Below are 16,694 nucleotides of genomic sequence, written 5' to 3' on the forward strand. Positions count from 1 at the left end.
CCGTTGCTTGGTTTCAACGGATATTAGCTGGTGGCAGGAAAATTGCGAGCAAATTATTTGTGGATAATCACTAAAGAAAATGACGGGGCAAATCGGGTGCAATTCCATATTCCCGGCCCGGCCGGTTGTCAACCCAAAAGGCGGAAAACGGCCGACCGCCGGCTTCAGCGCCGCAGCGGCAGCCCCAGTTCAAAGCCCAGATGAAAGGCCCTGGTGTTGAGTTCGATGAAATCGGCCGGCACCCGGTGGGCGATCGCCTTGAGGATCGACTCGGGCCGGATCAGATCGGCCAAGCCGATCAGGGCGCCAAGCACGCAGATATTGAACACGATGGGCTTGCCAATCTCCCGCAGCACGGTCTCGTACATGGGCAGTTCGATCTGGCGGGCATCCACCCGGTGGGCAATCTTGACAAAGCGGGTGTCGGTCAGCAACGTGCCGCCCGGCCTGATCTCCGGGGCGAAGCTGGTGTAGGCCTCCTGGGTCAGGCAGACCACGATGTGCGGCTCGGTCACCACCGGAAAGTCGATGGCCTCGTCGGCGAGGATGATGTCGCTGCGGGTGGCGCCGCCCCGCGCCGCGGCCCCGTAACTCTGTGACTGGACCGCGTTGATGCCCTCATGGATCACCGCCGCCTCGCCCAGGAGGATGGCCGCGGTGATCACCCCCTGCCCGCCCGAACCGGAAAAGACCAGCCGCCAGCCGCTCATGCCGCCACCTCCTGCCGCGCCCGGACGATGACCTCCTCGTAGGCCTCGCAATACTCCGGCCGCCCGACCTCGACGAAGACGCCGCGCGGAATGAGCGCCGGATTCTCCTCCAGGGCCTTGGAGCCGATCTTCGCGGTGATGTGTTTGTAGCGCTCGATCATCTCGGCCGCCTCGCCCTCCTTGTTCTTGCGGCCGTAGTAGGTGGGGCACTGGGTCAGGATCTCGACCACCGCGAACCCCTTGTGGCTGATCGCCCGCTTGAGCAGGTCGATGGTTTCCAGGGCGTGGTAGGTGGTCGATCGGGCGACGAAGGTGGCGCCAGCCGCCCTGGCCAGCTCGACCACGTCGAAATTGGGGTCGATGGTCCGGTACGGAGCGGTGGTCGCCAGGATGCCCGGCCCGGAGAGCGGTGAGAACTGGCCGCCGGTCATGCCGTAGATACGGTTGTTCATGACGATGGCGGTGATGTCGATGTTGCGGCGGGCGGCGTGGATGAAATGGTTGCCGCCGATGGCCAGGGCGTCGCCGTCGCCCATGGGCACGATCAGGGTCAGCTCCGGCCGGCTCAGCTTCACCCCGGTGGCGAAGGCCAGGGCGCGGCCGTGCAGGGTGTGGAGGGTGTGGAAATCGACATAGCCGGAGATGCGCGCCGAGCAGCCGATGCCCGAGGTGACGACGATGTCGTTCTTGGCCAGGCCCAGTTCGTCGACGGCATGGAGCAGGTTGTTGAGGATGATACCGTGGCCGCAGCCCGGACACCACAGATGGGGAAAAAACCGCTGCCGGATGTAGTCCTGTATCGCCATCAGACGCCCCTCCCCTGGATCACCCGCAGCACCTGCTTGATGTCGGCCGGCGCGATCAACTTGCCGTCCACCCGGTTGGCGAGAAACACCTTTTCCGGGTCGGCCACCGCGGCGCGCACCTGGGCCAACATCTGCCCCATGTTCATCTCCACCACCAGCACCGCCTTGGCCTCCCGGCATTTTTCCCGGATCATTTCGCGGGGAAAGGGCCACAGGGACTGCAACTCGATCACCCCGATCCGCTCGCCCCTGGCCCGCCGTTCCCTGGCCAGGTGGATGGCCGAGCGGGCCGAGGCGCCGTAGGAGATGAGCACGTAGCGGGCCCCTTCCAGGAAATGTTCCTTGTGGCGGGTGATTTCGTGCACCCGGTTGTCGATCTTGTCGATCAGGTGGCGGAGCAGCTCGCTGACCATTTTGGGGTTGCTGGTCGGAAAGCCCCACATGTCGTGGTAGAGGCCGGTGACGTTGTAGCGGTGCTCGCCGCCGAAATCGGACATGGGCAGGCGGCCGTCCTCGCGGGGCAGGTAGGGATGGTAATCCACGTCCTTGGGCACCGAAGTGCGCAGCCGCTCGACCAGGGGCAGTTCGCCCGGCTCCGGCACCAGCAGCTTCTCCCGCATGTGACCGATCACCTCGTCGAAGAGCAGGACCACCGGCGTGCGGTAGGTCTCGGCCATGTTGAAGGCCTCCACGGTCATGGCGAAGACGTCCTGGTGATTGGAGGCGGTCAGGGCGATGATGTTGTGGTCGCCGTGGGTGCCCCAGCGGGCCTGATTGATGTCGCCCTGGCCGACATGGGTGGGGTTGCCGGTGGAGGGGCCGCCGCGCTGGACGTTGACGATCACGCAGGGGATCTCGGCCATGCAGGCGTAGCCGATGGCCTCCTGCTTGAGCGAGAAGCCGGGGCCGCTGGTGGCGGTCATCACCTTGTTGCCGGTGAGCGAGGCGCCGATGATGGCGCACATCGAGGCGATCTCGTCCTCCATCTGGATGAATCTGCCACCGCGGGCGGGCAGGCGCTCGGCCAGCAGTTCGGCGATCTCGGTGGACGGGGTGATCGGGTAGCCGGCGTAAAAGGAGAGCCCGGCGTAGAGCGCCCCCTCGACGCAGGCCTCGTTGCCCTGGACAAATCGAACCTTACGCGCCATCGCCCTCCTCCTCGTCGGTCAGCACCGTGATCGCCAGGTCCGGGCAGCGGAGTTCGCACATCCGGCAGCAGATGCAGTCCTCGGGCCGCGCCGGCACGGATTTGTCCTCGCCGTCCAACTCCAGGACCTGCTTAGGGCACAGGGCCACGCAGATGCCGCAGCCCTTGCACCATTCCCGTCTGATCACCAGTTCCCGCAACCTTCGTTTCGCCATACCTGCCTCAATCCGTGCACGGGGCATGCGGCCGGCCACCGGCCAGCAGACGCTCCGTCTCCGCGAGAAAACCACGCCACTCTGCCGCGATGCGCTGCCCCTCCTCCAGGTCGACCCGGACAAAGCGGACCGTGTCCCCCGGCCTGGCCTGGCCGATCCGCCAGAGATCGGCCGAGAGCACCGTGGCGATGGCCGTGTAGCCGCCGATGGTCTGTTCCTTCAACAGGAGGATCGGCTGGCCGTCGGCCGGAACCTGCACATTGCCCGGCACCACCGGCTCGGAGACGATGCTGGCCGGGGCGCCCGCATCCCGCTCCACCGCCGGGCCGCTCAAGCGGCAGCCCATGCGGTCGCTCCGGGGGCTGACCGTGAAGGTCGAGGCGAAAAAGCGGTCGAGCCCGCGTTGAAACAGGTGGTCATGCGGCCCGGCAATGGCCCGGAGAACGTGGTGCTCCGGGTAGACCGGCGTCCAGGGCAGACAGCGCGGCGCGGCGAGCAGCGACCGCCCCCCGGCCGGCACCAGATCGCCGGCCGCCAGCACACGTCCGTGCAGGCCGCCCAGCCCGCCGCCGAGATAGGTCGACCGGCTGCCCAGCACCGCCGGCACGGCAACGCCGCCGGTAAGGGCAAGGTAGGCACGACAGCCGTTTTCGGCAAGATGCAGCTCCAGCACGTCGCCCGGCCGGACCCGCAACGAAGCCCATTGCCGGCGGACCTCGCCGTTGAGCCGCAGATCAATGCCCGCGCCGGTGACGGCGATGTCGATCGCGGCCAGGCACTCGATGCGCACGCCGCCCAGGATCAGTTCCAGGGTGGCGCAGGCGGCCGCGTTGCCCACCAGCCAATTGGCCACCCGGTGGGCGTAGTCGTCCAGGGCACCCGACAACGGCACCCCCAGATGGCGGGCGCCGAACCGGCCCAGGTCCTGGACGGTGAGGCCGAAGCCCGGCGAGAGGATCCGCAGGGCCGGGTTCACCGGTCCGCCTCCGCGGCCAGGCGGGCGAAAACATCGGCCGGGATCGGCCGGAAACGGATGGCATCGCCGGGCCGGTAGGGAATGGGCGGCTCGCGCTCCGGATCGAACAGGCGTAGCGGGGTGCGGCCGATCAGTTGCCAGCCGCCGGGACTGGTCAGGGGGTAGATGCCGGTCTGGCCGCCGGCGATGCCCACCGAGCCGGCCGGCACCCGCAGGCGCGGGGTGGCCAGGCGGGGGGCGTGAATGCGGGGATCGAGTCCCCCCAGATAGCAGAAGCCGGGGGCGAAACCGATGGCGTAGATGCGGTAGACGGCCTCGCTGTGCAGTTGGATCACCGCCTCCGGGGCCAGGCGGTTGTGCGCGGCCACCACCTCGAGGTCCGGACCGAACTCACCGCCGTAACAAACCGGAATCTCGACGATAGCCGCCTCGGGCACGGCCGTCTCACCGGGATGGGCCTCCAGATCGCGCAGCAGTCCGGCCAAGGCGGGCGGATCGATCAGGTTGGGATCGTAGTGGACAGCCAGGGTACAGTAGGACGGCACCACCGCCTCGATGGCCGGATGGCGCACCGCCGCAATCAGGGCGGCCATCCGCCGGACCCGCTCGTTGACCGCCGGATCGACCCCCTCGCCGTAGACCGCGATCAGGGCCCGGTCGCCGCTGATCCGGAAGCGGACCGCCGGCAGGCGTACGTCAGAAGTCCCGTTCCGGTTGCCCATGAGGGAGTTCAGGCCGGCCGCATCGGCCGGACCGCGATACCGGCCGCCTGCAAATGCGCCCGGATGGCCGCGGCCAGGGCCACGCCCTGGGGATTGTCCCCATGGATACAGAGTGTCTGGGCAACCAGCGGCACGAGCCTGCCGTCGATCGCCTCCACCACGCCCTCGGTGACCGTGCGCAGGGCCCGCACCGCCGCTGTGGCCGGGTCGTGGATCACTGCGCCGGGCAGGTGGCGCGGCACCAAAGTGCCCTCCGGGGTATAGGCCCGGTCCGGAAAGGCCTCGAAGACCATGGCGATGCCTTCCTCGGCGGCAAGGGCCTCCATGCGGCTGTTGTCCTGTCCGGCCAGGCCGACCAGGAGCAGGTCGCGGTCGATGCGGGCGATGGCCTGGGCCATGGCGCGCACCAGTTGCCCGTCGCCCGCGGCCCTGTTGTAGAGGGCGCCGTGCGGCTTGACGTGGCGCAATGCCACCCCCTGGGCGGTGCAGAAGGCCTGGAGGGCGCCGATCTGGTAGGTCAGATAATCGGCCACCTCCTCCGGGCTGCACGCCATGTCCCGCCGGCCGAACCCGAGCAGGTCGGGCAGGCCCGGATGGGCACCGACGGCAACGCCGTGCTCCCTGGCGAGCCGGACCGTGCGGCGCATCACTCCCGGATCGCCGGCATGGAAGCCGCAGGCGATGCTGACCGAGGAGACGGAGGCGATGATCTCCTCGTCCCTGCCCAGGGTGTAGGCGCCGAAACTCTCGCCCATGTCGCAATTGAGATCGATCTGCATGCCGTTCTCTCAGGCAAGGCTCTGCCGCAATGCGGCCACTTCGCCCTTCACCTGCGCCAGCTCGTCGCGCAGCGCGGCCACCACTCGCTCCAATTCGGTCAGCCGTGCATCCGCCGGCACCGGCAGGGGCACCGCCCGGTCCGGCTCGACAGCAACCGCCTGCTCCCGCAGGGCCGCACCGGCCAGCAGATGCACGGACCGCTGTTCCTTCTGGCCGGGCTGCCGGGGGAGCTGCGCCACCAGACCGGCGGCGGTCAGATGGTCCAGGGAAGCGGTCACCTGCTCCAGGTTCTCGAAAGGACACATCGCGTCCGCCCGCGTCCGCAGCTCCCCGGCGGTTTGCGGCCCGCGCAGCAAAAGCACGCTGAGCAGGGCCGATTCGCGACCGCCAAGATCGTGGTCCTTGGCAAAGGCCTGCCAGAATTTGGGCACCCGGCCGGCATCGCTCCGGTAGACGAAGCGCCGTTCCCCGAGCGAGCGCAGGGCCGCATGCACCGCCGCCTCATCCAGGTGCATCACCGGTGCCCGGTTGGTTTTCTGGTTGCAGGCGTTGACCAGGGCATGCAGCGACAGGGGATAGTATTCCGGCGTGGCCAGTTCCTTCTCCATCAGGCAACCCAGCACCCGGATTTCAATGGCATCGAGATCGTTGTTCATGATTGTTACGGAAACGGCACGGGAATCCGCTCCCGGCAGCGCTGTCCTTCTTCATTTCTGTTCGGCCGGGGTCCCCCGGACATCACGCGGGGAGCGGCGTCCGCAGGGAACCGCGCCCGCTTCTCCGCGCCGACGCTTCCTGTCGGCGCCCCCCCGGCCCACCGGGTGAAAATATCGGTTTCGCCGGCTTTTGCAAACCATATCCTCCCAATGCTCGTGTTTTTGGCGCGGTTCTTCCCTGCCGGCCGTCCCGCGCACTTTTCCCGGCGCAGCCCAAAGAATTGCTTGCAACCCGGCGCCTATCCCGAGATAGTATCTTGCCGTGCCGCCACGGCCACCTGACCCGTGGCAGGGGCTCGGCAACGACTCGGGAGTGCGGACACCATCCCGCCAGGCATGGGCGTTCGGGCAGACAGCGCTCCCATGCGGCCCCACACGCGAACCACCGCCATTCATACCTGTTCAAGGGAGGCGCAGAACATGCCGTTCACACAGCAAGAGGACACCATGCCCGTCATGGACACATTGAAAAGGGTCGTTCATCTCATGGCCACCTGCCTTGGTCTCGCCGTTATCGTCATCGGCCTCGTCTACGCCATCGACGTCTTTCGGCTCATCCTGACCATGCTGAACTCCCCGAGCGCCCTCGCCGACCCCGTCCGGGAGTTGGCCGCCAGCTTCGGCGGCAGCGCCTTTGACGTCAAATTGCCGGACCGCACCGTTCCCCTGGCGAACCTCATCGCCCTGGTGGTGTACTGCTGCGGCGTGCTGGCGGGCGCGTTTCTGACCATGGCGCTCATGCAGACAGGCGCGAAAATCGTTTCGCTGACCGCCGGCGACCGCACCGCCATCAAACAGATGCTGCAAAGCGCCTTCGGCAGCCGCATGCAGCCCAAGGGCACACCGGAAGACAACCGCAGACAACCCCGGGAGTAAGCGGACAGGGCGGCGGGAGGGGCCGGCAGGACCGATACGCCCGCGAGACGATCCCGGCCTGCCGCGCACGCCCCCGACTCAACGCGGCGGTCGCCTCGCCTCCCGAAACCATTCGCGGACCGCCGCCATCTGCCGTACCTGCGCCGCAGGAGCATGCCGCCTGCAACTGGCATACTCTTCGCTTCCCGGCTCGGCCCCCCAGCGAATTTCAACGCAATCGTTGGGGTTATACCCCATCTCGAACGCCGGCTTGCGCGCCAGCACCTCGGCAACGGACAGTTCCCACGGCTCGCCGTTGCTCCGCGTATATTGGATTTTCCTTGCCGCCACCAGCCTGTCGTGCAGTTGTTCGATCTCGCCCCTGACCTGCCGGGCGTCGTTGGCGGTCAAAAGGAACAGGTCGGGATACGCCTGCACTTTTTCGGGAAAACCGAGCAGTACGTTCATGGCGATGATCAAGCGCATGTCCCGCGACGGCGTGGAAAAATCCTCCCATGGGCCGACGGTCTCGAAGATGGCGGTTCCCTGAGGCATCGCGATGGTGGCGCCGCCCTTGCGGAAATACGCCTCACCGTTGTCGACGGACCGCACGCGCGTCTCCAACTGTTCCACCAACGCGGCCAATGTTGCCTCATACGCCTGTTTGGCGTCCAACCCGTGGGGATTCATCATCGCATACACGGTGGCGTAGAATTCGTCGGGCGTCAACCCGGCCTGTTCAAGCGAATAGTCCGGCAACTCGTCATTCGGCGGCAACCGGTTGTCGACAATGGGGCGGAACGCCTTGAAACCGGGGCCGGCGCTGGCTGTATGGGCGAACAGGAAGGTCCCTTCCCAAAATCTCTTTCTGGCGATGGAATTGTCCGGTTGGGCATCGACCGCAAACAGAATGCCCGGCGTGTCCGGCGTCTGGGCCACCCATTTCGTGAGCACGAGCACGTGGCCGTACGGGTCGGCATAAATCGTTCCCGGCCAGAGCGCCTCCCGTCGCAAGGGCACGGGATAGAAATCCGTTTCCTGGCTGGCGAGCCCGGTGCGGCCGTTGCCCGATTGCACGGCATCCATCAGCCGCAGGCTCAGCGCCCTGAATGTCGCCGCCGGTGCCGGCCGTGACACGAAATCGGTCTTGACGATGGCGGCATCGCAGGAAGGCGGCTTGGTGGCCGTGCCGCGGTTGCAGAAGCGGTAACTGAACGGCAAGCCGTTTTTCCAGGCAAAATAGCTGCGGAGGAAATAAGGGAAATCGGCGCAATCCGGTGTCGCGACCAGGTTTCCATCCTCCCGGAATCCCAGGGAATTGTGCAGAAAATTGCGTTCAGGATCGCGCAGCGCCGGCCCCAGCGAAGGGAAACTGACGTCCTCCCCGGCCGGCCCGTCGAACAACTGTTCGATCCAGGCGGCGTAAAAGGCCTCGTGCGCCCCATCCCAGACCGGTTCTTCCCGGGTGGTGGTGCCGTTGGATATTTCCCGGCAGGCCAGGACGGTACCGTTCGCCCGCGCCTCGATCCGGTAGCGGCCGTCGCCAGCCAGCGGCTCGATTGCCGCCATGGCCCGCCACGGCATGCCGCCCGTTCCCGCCGTTGCCGCCAGCACCCGGGTCCCGCCCTGCGGATCGGTCAGGAGCATCTCGGTGACGGGCTCGGCAACGGACACCGCCATGACCCTGATGGGGACGCCGGCACGAATCGTCTGCGGGGCGGTCCAGATACGGGTGGCCTCGCCCTGCACACAGTCAGCGGCAAAACAGTTCAGGTTGAGCAAGCCATTCAGGACGATCGTTGCGAGACACATGCATTTTTTCACGGCGCATTCTCCTCGAAAATGGTTACGTTTCCATTGACTCCGGCAAGTGACGGGAGGCGGCACCAAAAGGCAGGAGCGGTGCATTCCGCCGCGCGGCGTGCCGTCCGCCCCCTTGTCGCCACACGACGGCTGCACGACTCGCAAGGACTTGCCGGCCACGTGCCTGACGATGCGTTCTCCCTCTCCGCTATCGATATACCATGGGCCGATTGCAACGCAACAGTATGATTATCGCCGTGGGCGCGGCGCTCATGCTCTGGTGCGGATCGCTGTTCTTCAATCGGGACGTCCTCCATCAGGAACGCCAGGCGCCCGTTTCCCTTGAAGCGACGTGCGCGGAATCGGCGGAGGCACCGGCAACGCTGGCAGATGTAAGGACAATTCCCCAGGATCTCGGGCCGTTTGCCGCCGGGCTCGGCGAGACGATGCCCGCCGACATGCGGCACCGGATAGCGCGGCAGTTTCATCGACAGTACTTCGCTCCATGGACGGCGACCGAACCGCTTTTCAATGCCGTCACGGTGACGGAAGGCGTTCGGCAGCTCGCGACGAGGACCTGGTATGGGGAGAACCGGCTGCGGGTTGACCCGGCCCGCATGCAGTCCCTCCTGATCCTTGCCGACTGGGAGCACTTCCCTTCCATGCAGGCGGCGGGGGTCGTGGTCAAGCCGGCGTTCATACGAATCCTTCCCACTGTCAGGCCGTTCTACGTGGCGCCCGACGACGTCCCCTTCGACTATCTCCAGTTTTCGGAAGCAAAGCTCAACGAGCCTGTCCGCATCCTGCATGCAAGCAGGGACGGCGCCTGGCTGTACGTCGAGACGTCCTCGGCCAACGGCTGGGTGGACCCGGACGCCATCGGCCTGGCCGACGCATCCATGCAAAATCGGCTGATCGATGCGGAACAACTGGTTGTGGTCAAGGATTATATCACCGTTCGGACCGAACGGGGGGAGGCCCTGCCGCAACCGAAGATCGGCACGCTCTACCCATTGGTAAAGGAAGAGCGGGATCATTGGCTGGTCGATGCGGCTGTTGCCGGAGACGGCCGCCGCGCCGTGCTCAAAACGGCCCGCATCGCCAAGAGCGACGCCCGGCGTCATCCGTTGCCCTTCAGCCCGGAAACCGTGACGCTCATCGGCAACGAACTCCTCAAGACCCCGTACGGCTGGGGCGAACTGTACCGAAACCGCGACTGTTCGGCCACCACGCGGGACTTCTTCCTCGCCCTCGGCATCTGGTTGCCGCGCAATTCGCTCAAACAGATCACGTCCGGGCCCTTCGTACCCCTGACAGGCCTCTCCGGCAGCGACAAAAAAAATCGCATCCGTGCGCAGGGAATCCCCTTTCGGACCCTGCTCCATCTCAAGGGGCACATCATGCTGTACGTCGGTCTTCAGAACGACCAACCCGTCGTCCTGCATACCATCTGGTCGCTCCGCTACGCGCCCAAAAACTGTACCGAACAATCCTTCATCATTGGCAGGACAATCGTGAGCACCCTGGAGGCGGGCAAGGAACTGCCCTTGACCAAGGGCACCCTGCTCGACCGGCTGGAGGGCATGCTGACGCTGCCCGTGGTCGATTGAACAGGGGCTGCAACTCGACGACAGGTTCGAGAACACTGCGGCTTTCCCGTCCGTGCATCGAGGGTGACGAAACGCCAGTCCCTGCGGACAGGAGTTTTTTCAGGCAGGCCGGTCGCGCACGGCACGCGCCAGAGCCTGTGGGATGGCGTCGATCAGTTCGGCCACCTGTGTGGCCGGCGTCGGATTGGCGAACAAGCCGCAGAGACGGTTTGCCGTCGCCGCCGCCACCGCCGCTGCTGTCGGTTCGAAACCGGCGCCGCACAGACAGCTCAGCAGGCCCGTGAGGGTGTCGCCCGTGCCGCCGATGGCCTCCATCGCCGGGAACGAAGGACTGCCGACCGTGGCAACCACCTGGTCGTTGCGCACGATGTAATCCGTCTCCCCTTTCACCACCAGGTGCGCGGCGGCGTTGTCGTCTCGATAGGCCTGGTGGATGAGTTCTTCAACCTTGTTGTGTTGGTGGAGGATGAATCCTCTGGTGTAAAACGGATGCGGCGCCATGGCATCGGCCAGGAAAGCCAGCTCGCCGGCATCGGGCGTGAAAAAATCATAGGCCGATGCCTGGCCGCTCATCTTGGCGGCGTACATGAACCCTGCGTCGGCAATCAGCAGCGGCCGCCTGGCCATGGCCTCGACGGCGAAAAGCACCTTGTTGTGCCAGTCCACATCGGGCAGCAGGTAGTGAAAGGTGAGGACCTGCACATCGAGTTCCCGCACCTGCTCCGTGAGGAACGCATAGACGCTGCGGCTCCCCTGCCCCGTCCCCCTGTCCCCGGCGAGAACGGCGTATATTTCCGGGCCGTCGAGGTATTCGGCGGCCTTGAGCGCCGCCGCCAGCAGGGCGGGAGTGCCGCGGTTGACCGGAAGGCGCCGGTCGGCCAGCCGGAGGTGTCCGTCGACCAGGCGGGCGGGGCCGTGGATCAGCGGGACGCGGATATCGGGAACAGTGCCGACTATACCGAGCATCGCCGGCACAGCTCTTCATACGCCAGTTGCAGCGCATAGCCGCACAGGGTGTGGCCGATGTCCCGGGGCCGGGGAGCGGCAGCCAGCGTCTTGCCCACCATCTCGCTTGCCAGATACGGGACATCCGGGCAGCCGCCGCCGGAAATATTGACGATCTCCAGCGTGTCCCTGGCCACGGTCATTTTCATGTTGGCGGCGCGAACCATGAGATAGTCCCCGAAATCCGTCACCGCGAACAGATCGACCGGGGTGAGCAGCGGCGCGGTCACCGGCACTATCGTAAGGGGCAACATTCCCGCCTGCTCGAGGACCCGCCTGATGTTGAGTTCCTCGATCAGGGGAAACTCGATCACCAGGTCGCAGCCGGTCTGGATTTCAGGCGGCGGCCCCATGACCCGAACCGGCAACTCCCGTTCCTTGAGCAGGGTTTCGCACCGGATCACCTCGCTGGTGTGCTCGAACACCATGATGCCGCGGTCAACGGCATCGGAGCGGGTTGTGGCGCGGCGCCCGGACCCTATTCTTTTCAGCCAGCCGAACACGGACTATCCCTTCCTGACCGTGATCCGGTACCCGCCCCCTTCCTCGCTGACCTCGCTGACCTGCCACCCCTGGCTGGTCGCGGCGCGGCTCACGTTTTCCTTCGATGTATCGGTATCCACCAGGACGACCAGCTCCCTGTTGTCCTCTTTTTTCATCTCGTCGAGGGCCATAATTACCGGCTGCGGGCAGGAAAGCCCGCGGGCATCCACCATCGTTGTCATGTTCGTTCTCCTTATGCGTTCTTGTTGCGCATGGTCAGACCGATGAGCAGACAAACGGTCAATCCGACCGCCACCGCGGCCATTCCATGCGGCCCGATCCCGTTCGGACTGCTGGCCAGCCCGAAATTATGGGCGAACCCCGCGCCGACGATCATCCCCAACACGAAAACCGCGGCGTCGCCATCGCCTTCGCCGGCAAGAAAGAGCTGCCGACCCGGACATCCACCGGCCAAGGCAAAGGCGAGTCCGGCCAAGGTCATGCCCGCGAAGTTCCACACATGCTGATCGTGCGCTATCGGCTGGCCCGTAAAGCCCGGATGGAACTGGCCGAGGAGGAGATTGGTCAGAAAAGCGAAAAGGATAAGGCTGATGAAACCGCTCAACAGGTGCACATGCCCGAACAGCAGGCCATCGCGAATGGCGCCCATGGTGCAGAAACGGCTTCTCTGCGCCAGGATGCCGATGCCCAGACCAATGGCCAGCGAGATCGCCAGCGGCGCGTGCGCAGCCCCCGGTCCCTTCAGACTGTAAAAAAGGAATTCGCTTTTCGCCTGGCCTTCAGGCTGCGGAGAAATCAGCAACAAGGCGAGGAAACCGAGCATAATCAGCGGCATGACCCAGCCCACGGCCGTGTGCGTTGCCTGGCTCCGGCCGAGATTGTAGCCCTTTTTCAAAAACAGGGTACCGATCCAGATGCCGAAGGTCAGGCCGGCAAGGCCGACAAGGGCGTTGCCGTCACCCCCTGCCAGCCGCAGTGCCGCCCTCCAGGGACAGCCGAGGAAGACCAGGGCGCCGATCATGGCAAAGGCCCCCAGGACAAAGCGGACGATGGGCGCCGAACCCACCCGCGGGCGGAACTCTCGGGCAAGATACGCCGCCACGAACGAGCCGAGAACAAAACCGACGATTTCCGGCCGGAGGTACTGCACCACCTCTGCCCGGTGCAGGCCCAGTGCCCCGGCGATATCCCGCTCGAAACAGGCCACGCATATCCCCATGTTTGCCGGGTTGCCCAATTTCTGCAGGAAGGCGGCCAGGATGCCGATGGCTGCCCCGACTCCGATGATACCCCACCGGGTGGCGAAAATGTTTTTTCCTCTCATGGTTCGTTGTTCCTCCTTGTCGTCGTTCTGGTTAAGATTTCGGTGAAAACGGACACGGCAGGTCTGCGGCACGATAGGTGTGCAGCTCGCCGCAATAGGGGCACGGGATTGTGAGAACCACGTTCGCATCCAGCGTTTTGTTACCGAGGCCATCGGCCACAACGCCTCTGTTCTCCGTTATATCGTAACTTTCACTTGAAAAAGTGCGGCCGGTTCCGGGGCAGTTGAAAGCGAGGCGCATGACGTTTCATTCCTGTTGCACAAAGGCTTGGCCGAAATATCGCCGGGGGATGCGGGCAAAAGGCACCTTGTCAAAAAGGCCGTCGCAAGGTAACATCGAGCCGGCCAATAAATCAAATAGAAAAAATCTATACAATCTGCAAAGACATCGACAATAATTAAACAAGGTTAGACTGGTTGAGTTGGCTGGTGCCGGCCGCGGGCTTCAACCCCGTTGGGTCTCCTCTGGAAAGGGAGACCGCTTGGTTCGATTCCAAAACCAGTCTCCACACTCCCTCACCCCGTTGCCTGGTAAAAGAGAACCTTTCTCTTTCTCCCTTTCAGCCGACCTGAACCCCATACGGGAGCGCCGATGCCGCGCAGCAGGCGCCGGAGAAAACGGCGCACACTGTCCGAAGCGGCGAAAGCTGCAAGTTTGGGCGTCGCCCGGCAACGGCAAGCAGCAAGGGTACCGGCCACAGGCCGGCGCTCCCGTCGGGCGCCGTTTTCTTTGGTGACTTTCTTTTGGGCGAGCAAAAGAAAGCCACAGGCCCGGCCTGGCCGGGCATCCATGGCAGCAAGACATCAGATATGGCAATGAAACAAACAAGGCGGCTCTTCAAACGACGGATCGCCTTGTTTGTTGTCGTTCCATCTTCCTCTCGCCGCATCCGTAGAGAATAACCGGCGCTCCGCTGGCGCGGGGCCGTCCTCCTTTTGCTTGCTCAAAAGAAGTCCGTAGTAGGTTGGGCTGACGAAGAAAGCCCAACGAACGGCTCAATCTAACCTGCCCGCTGAACGCTGGGCTTCGCTGCGCTCAACCCAGCCTACACCCTTCGGGCTTCCTTGCGCTTCTCGGTCAAGGGCGGAAGCGGTGTGGCGAGCGGCGAAGCAGCGAGACCACACGGCGTATCGGACAAACTCGCTGGCGCCCGGATAGTGCCCGTGTCTGATCCGCCCTGACCTGCAATGCTCAGCGGAACAGATGGGGAAAAACCCGTTGCCAGCAGCTATGACAATTTCGAGGAGTGAGAGCGATGAGAAATCTCCTTGCGACGAGATTTCTCCGCACTGTTGCCGTGGGAAGGGAATGAGGGGATGTTGAGAGAAAAAAGGCGGAAGGAGCAAACAGGAGAACATTCTGTTTGCTGTTGATTTCGTTCGGTTGCTTCCCTCTTAAGAACGAAGGGAAAGGCCCCGACTGCGCTTGCGGCACCAGGTTATCGCTAATAAAGCCACAAGCCTCTATTCACCATGCAGGCGGTCGTCTATCCTGCCGAAAATACGGTTGATCAGGTCGACTGAGGCGCGCTTTCCCGTTCCGCTTCCGCCTGCAGGAACTCGACAAAGGCCGCGGCCGCAGGCTGGAGTACCCTGTTTTTGCGGATCACGAGATAAAAGGGCCGCTCTCCGGATACATCGGCCAGCGGCAGCGCGGCCAAGGTGCCGCGCCGAAGTTCATCAACTATCGAGCGCCGGGAGAGCATCGATACGCCCACCCCGGCCTTGACCGCCTCTTTCACGGCCTCGTTGGAGCCGAACTGCGCCACCTCGCGAAGATCGGACTCCTTGTATCCCTGCCCTTCCAGAATGTGCGCGATGCTCTTCCTGGTGCCCGAACCCTGCTCCCTGAAAACAAAGGGTTGGGCCAGCACCTCGCCCAACGGCACGGACTGCCTGCCGACCAGGGCACTGCCCGGCGGGGCGATCAGAACGAGTTCATCCTGAAAAAGCGTCTGCCATTTGAGCCCCCGCTCCTTCCACATCGCCCCGACCAGGCCGAGGTCATATTCCCCATCGAGCACCTTTTCCGCGATGCGCCGCGATCCGCTGATGTGGGTGATCATTTTCACTTCGGGATAGCGCTGGCGAAACGACCCGATCACCTTGGGGAGAATGAAGGTGCCGGGAATGGTGCTGGCGCCGATGAGCAGATTGCCGACGAACTGGCCGCCGTACTGGACGATCGCCTGCATGGCTTCCTGCTGCAGACGGAGCATCTTGGCAGCATAGCCGTATAAAAGCCGACCGACCGGCGTGGGCTCCACATCGCGGCCGAGACGATCCACCAACTTCTGTCCGAGTTCCTCTTCGAGATTGCGGATATGATCGCTGACGGTCGGCTGCGAAAGCTGCATCGCCTGAGCCGCCTTGGTGAAACTCCGCAGTTCAATGACCTTGCAAAATGCGTCTATTTTTCGGATGTCCATTGCCGTTGCTTGTTGTCAGGCGCTGCCCATGGTTCGCCGTTCGCCACGATCCAACTCAGACTCACTCACATATTGGCGAGCCACCATTTGTTACGCGGCACGGCCGTTGACGGTCCGCCGGATGCGCCAACGCATCACCGCGGCATCAGCGCGAACACACCCCAGCCCAGGTACTCACGCGTGTAAGCGGCGTAGCGCTCGGGTTCCGAGGTCAATTGAGCTCGAACCTCCTTTGCGAACTCGTCGTCGGGATTGGCTTCAAGCCATCGGCGCATCGTGAGCCATTTGGCCGCCTCGTATCTGTCCCAGCCGTCCTGGTCCGCCAGAACCATTTCAACGACGTCGTAGCCAAGGTGGCCAAAAGACGAGAGAAGTTCCGGAAGCACGAAAAAGTCGGAGATTGAGTGGGCAAGACACCCTTTGGCAACGTCTTCCGTCGGCGGTACCTGCCGCCAGTAGGGCTCGCCGATGAGGATGATCCCGCCGGGGCGCAGGCTCCGCGCCAGAAGCTCGATGGTGCCGACGACTCCCCCGCCGATCCACGTGGCACCGACACAGGCGGCCACATCGGTCTTCTCGTCAGAGACGTAGCCGGCGGCATCGCCGTGGATGAACATGACTTGATCGGCGACGCCGAGTTCGACAGCACGGCGTTTCGCTTGTTCGGTGAACAACGGACTCATATCGATGCCAACGCCGGTGACGCCGTGATCGCATGCCCAGGTGCACAGCATCTCCCCCGAACCGCTGCCGAGGTCGAGCACTCTGGCTCCCGATTCCAGACGCAGCGCCGCGCCGAGCGTAGCGAGCTTTTCGGGTGTGATCGGGTTGTGGATGCGGTGGGCACTCTCAGTGATGTTGAAGATCCGTGGGATGTCCATTGTGGAGAATTTCCTTACGGGGGCGAAAGATTCGGTCAGGGCCTAACGTCATGCTCAGGGCAGCAAAAAGCAGCGCGAGGAACGAGCGTCGCTTTTTGCTGCCCGCTGAAGTTACTTCCTGGTTCAGTGAAAAAACATCTACAAAATCAACGCAAAGTTAAAATCAACATATTGAAATTTCAGTAAAAATATTGCAATATCCGCCTGTCCT

General features: G+C 64.1%; 17 protein-coding genes and 1 tRNA gene. 3 read left to right on the forward strand and 15 right to left on the reverse strand.

Annotated features, from left to right (window positions below; translation table 11 throughout):
- Positions 1 to 164: 164 nt before the first annotated feature.
- The 8 genes from Q362_RS0116425 to Q362_RS0116460 are packed head-to-tail and all read right to left on the reverse strand — an operon-like array spanning position 165 to position 6,012.
- Positions 165 to 710, reverse strand: a complete 546-nt coding sequence (locus tag Q362_RS0116425; RefSeq protein WP_028319537.1) for a 2-oxoacid:acceptor oxidoreductase family protein — start codon at positions 708 to 710, stop codon at positions 165 to 167.
- Positions 707 to 1,516 carry a 2-oxoacid:ferredoxin oxidoreductase subunit beta gene (locus Q362_RS0116430; protein WP_028319538.1) on the reverse strand — a complete coding sequence of 270 codons (810 nt, stop codon included), beginning with the start codon at positions 1,514 to 1,516 and terminating at the stop codon, positions 707 to 709. The genes Q362_RS0116425 and Q362_RS0116430 overlap by 4 nt, the downstream gene beginning before the upstream one ends.
- Positions 1,516 to 2,664, reverse strand: a complete 1,149-nt coding sequence (locus Q362_RS0116435) for a 2-oxoacid:acceptor oxidoreductase subunit alpha (RefSeq protein ID WP_028319539.1) — start codon at positions 2,662 to 2,664, stop codon at positions 1,516 to 1,518. The genes Q362_RS0116430 and Q362_RS0116435 overlap by 1 nt, the downstream gene beginning before the upstream one ends.
- Positions 2,654 to 2,878 carry a 4Fe-4S dicluster domain-containing protein gene (locus Q362_RS0116440; protein WP_028319540.1) on the reverse strand — a complete coding sequence of 75 codons (225 nt, stop codon included), beginning with the start codon at positions 2,876 to 2,878 and terminating at the stop codon, positions 2,654 to 2,656. The genes Q362_RS0116435 and Q362_RS0116440 overlap by 11 nt, the downstream gene beginning before the upstream one ends.
- A gap of 7 nt (positions 2,879 to 2,885) precedes the next feature.
- Positions 2,886 to 3,854 (reverse strand): 5-oxoprolinase subunit C family protein, encoded by a 969-nt coding sequence (locus tag Q362_RS21350; RefSeq protein WP_051554436.1) that lies wholly within the window; start codon positions 3,852 to 3,854, stop codon positions 2,886 to 2,888.
- Positions 3,851 to 4,576, reverse strand: coding sequence for a 5-oxoprolinase subunit PxpB (gene pxpB / locus Q362_RS0116450; RefSeq protein WP_051554437.1), 726 nt, complete (start codon positions 4,574 to 4,576; stop codon positions 3,851 to 3,853). Before pxpB ends, Q362_RS21350 begins: the two co-directional genes overlap by 4 nt.
- Positions 4,577 to 4,584: 8 nt before the next feature.
- Positions 4,585 to 5,355 carry a LamB/YcsF family protein gene (locus Q362_RS0116455; RefSeq protein WP_028319542.1) on the reverse strand — a complete coding sequence of 257 codons (771 nt, stop codon included), beginning with the start codon at positions 5,353 to 5,355 and terminating at the stop codon, positions 4,585 to 4,587.
- Positions 5,356 to 5,364: 9 nt separating this feature from the next.
- Positions 5,365 to 6,012 (reverse strand): YceH family protein, encoded by a 648-nt coding sequence (locus tag Q362_RS0116460; RefSeq protein ID WP_028319543.1) that lies wholly within the window; start codon positions 6,010 to 6,012, stop codon positions 5,365 to 5,367.
- 516 nt (positions 6,013 to 6,528) lie between these two features.
- Between Q362_RS0116460 and Q362_RS21355 the strand changes: the two genes are divergently transcribed.
- Entirely contained in the window at positions 6,529 to 6,948 is a 420-nt protein-coding gene (locus Q362_RS21355; RefSeq protein ID WP_245590257.1) for a hypothetical protein, read from the forward strand.
- 78 nt (positions 6,949 to 7,026) lie between these two features.
- Here the strand turns inward: Q362_RS21355 and Q362_RS0116470 are convergent, their stop codons facing one another.
- The gene (locus tag Q362_RS0116470) at positions 7,027 to 8,739 is read right to left on the reverse strand and encodes a hypothetical protein (RefSeq protein WP_028319544.1); all 1,713 of its coding nucleotides are present in this window, start codon (positions 8,737 to 8,739) and stop codon (positions 7,027 to 7,029) included.
- A gap of 212 nt (positions 8,740 to 8,951) precedes the next feature.
- Here Q362_RS0116470 and Q362_RS0116475 point away from each other — a divergent pair, with 212 nt between their 5' ends.
- Positions 8,952 to 10,340 carry an SH3 domain-containing C40 family peptidase gene (locus Q362_RS0116475; protein WP_084312904.1) on the forward strand — a complete coding sequence of 463 codons (1,389 nt, stop codon included), beginning with the start codon at positions 8,952 to 8,954 and terminating at the stop codon, positions 10,338 to 10,340.
- 99 nt (positions 10,341 to 10,439) lie between these two features.
- Here Q362_RS0116475 and Q362_RS0116480 read toward each other — a convergent pair whose 3' ends face one another.
- From Q362_RS0116480 to yedE, 4 genes are read right to left on the reverse strand one after another with little or no spacing between them, the layout of a single operon-like run.
- Positions 10,440 to 11,306, reverse strand: coding sequence for an NAD(P)H-hydrate dehydratase (locus tag Q362_RS0116480; protein WP_028319546.1), 867 nt, complete (start codon positions 11,304 to 11,306; stop codon positions 10,440 to 10,442).
- Entirely contained in the window at positions 11,294 to 11,848 is a 555-nt protein-coding gene (locus Q362_RS0116485; protein WP_028319547.1) for a putative Se/S carrier protein, read from the reverse strand. The genes Q362_RS0116480 and Q362_RS0116485 overlap by 13 nt, the downstream gene beginning before the upstream one ends.
- 3 nt (positions 11,849 to 11,851) lie before the next feature.
- A complete protein-coding gene (locus Q362_RS0116490; RefSeq protein WP_028319548.1) occupies positions 11,852 to 12,070 on the reverse strand; it encodes a sulfurtransferase TusA family protein in 219 nt (72 codons plus the stop codon).
- Between the two features lie 11 nt (positions 12,071 to 12,081).
- Complete coding sequence (yedE, locus tag Q362_RS0116495) at positions 12,082 to 13,326, reverse strand: YedE family putative selenium transporter (RefSeq protein WP_342670247.1); 1,245 nt, start codon at positions 13,324 to 13,326, stop codon at positions 12,082 to 12,084.
- A gap of 258 nt (positions 13,327 to 13,584) precedes the next feature.
- On the opposite strand from yedE, the gene Q362_RS23845 reads away from it, so the two are divergent.
- Positions 13,585 to 13,682: transfer RNA gene (locus tag Q362_RS23845), tRNA-Sec, on the forward strand.
- A 1,002-nt stretch (positions 13,683 to 14,684) separates the two neighbouring features.
- Here the strand turns inward: Q362_RS23845 and Q362_RS0116500 are convergent.
- Both Q362_RS0116500 and Q362_RS0116505 read right to left on the reverse strand, forming a co-directional pair.
- On the reverse strand, positions 14,685 to 15,602 hold the full coding sequence (locus Q362_RS0116500; protein WP_028319550.1) for a selenium metabolism-associated LysR family transcriptional regulator: 918 nt from the start codon (positions 15,600 to 15,602) through the stop codon (positions 14,685 to 14,687).
- 134 nt (positions 15,603 to 15,736) lie between these two features.
- Positions 15,737 to 16,483: an SAM-dependent methyltransferase gene (locus Q362_RS0116505; protein ID WP_028319551.1), complete on the reverse strand. Its 747-nt coding sequence runs from the start codon at positions 16,481 to 16,483 to the stop codon at positions 15,737 to 15,739.
- Positions 16,484 to 16,694 lie beyond the last annotated feature (211 nt).

The organism is Desulfobulbus elongatus DSM 2908, from assembly GCF_000621145.1.
GTDB classification, from domain to species: domain Bacteria; phylum Desulfobacterota; class Desulfobulbia; order Desulfobulbales; family Desulfobulbaceae; genus Desulfobulbus; species Desulfobulbus elongatus.

Coding starts and splice junctions, on each gene's coding strand:
- Q362_RS0116435 (WP_028319539.1), bottom strand. CDS start 2,664: ATGGCGCGTAAGGTTCGATTTGTCCAGGGCAACGAGGCCTGCGTCGAG.
- Q362_RS21355 (WP_245590257.1), top strand. CDS start 6,529: ATGGACACATTGAAAAGGGTCGTTCATCTCATGGCCACCTGCCTTGGT.
- Q362_RS0116430 (WP_028319538.1), bottom strand. CDS start 1,516: ATGGCGATACAGGACTACATCCGGCAGCGGTTTTTTCCCCATCTGTGG.
- Q362_RS0116480 (WP_028319546.1), bottom strand. CDS start 11,306: ATGCTCGGTATAGTCGGCACTGTTCCCGATATCCGCGTCCCGCTGATC.
- yedE (WP_342670247.1), bottom strand. CDS start 13,326: ATGGCCTCGGTAACAAAACGCTGGATGCGAACGTGGTTCTCACAATCC.
- Q362_RS0116460 (WP_028319543.1), bottom strand. CDS start 6,012: ATGAACAACGATCTCGATGCCATTGAAATCCGGGTGCTGGGTTGCCTG.
- Q362_RS0116425 (WP_028319537.1), bottom strand. CDS start 710: ATGAGCGGCTGGCGGCTGGTCTTTTCCGGTTCGGGCGGGCAGGGGGTG.
- Q362_RS0116500 (WP_028319550.1), bottom strand. CDS start 15,602: ATGGACATCCGAAAAATAGACGCATTTTGCAAGGTCATTGAACTGCGG.
- Q362_RS0116490 (WP_028319548.1), bottom strand. CDS start 12,070: ATGACAACGATGGTGGATGCCCGCGGGCTTTCCTGCCCGCAGCCGGTA.
- Q362_RS0116455 (WP_028319542.1), bottom strand. CDS start 5,355: ATGCAGATCGATCTCAATTGCGACATGGGCGAGAGTTTCGGCGCCTAC.
- Q362_RS0116475 (WP_084312904.1), top strand. CDS start 8,952: ATGGGCCGATTGCAACGCAACAGTATGATTATCGCCGTGGGCGCGGCG.
- pxpB (WP_051554437.1), bottom strand. CDS start 4,576: ATGGGCAACCGGAACGGGACTTCTGACGTACGCCTGCCGGCGGTCCGC.
- Q362_RS0116440 (WP_028319540.1), bottom strand. CDS start 2,878: ATGGCGAAACGAAGGTTGCGGGAACTGGTGATCAGACGGGAATGGTGC.
- Q362_RS0116470 (WP_028319544.1), bottom strand. CDS start 8,739: ATGTGTCTCGCAACGATCGTCCTGAATGGCTTGCTCAACCTGAACTGT.
- Q362_RS0116505 (WP_028319551.1), bottom strand. CDS start 16,483: ATGGACATCCCACGGATCTTCAACATCACTGAGAGTGCCCACCGCATC.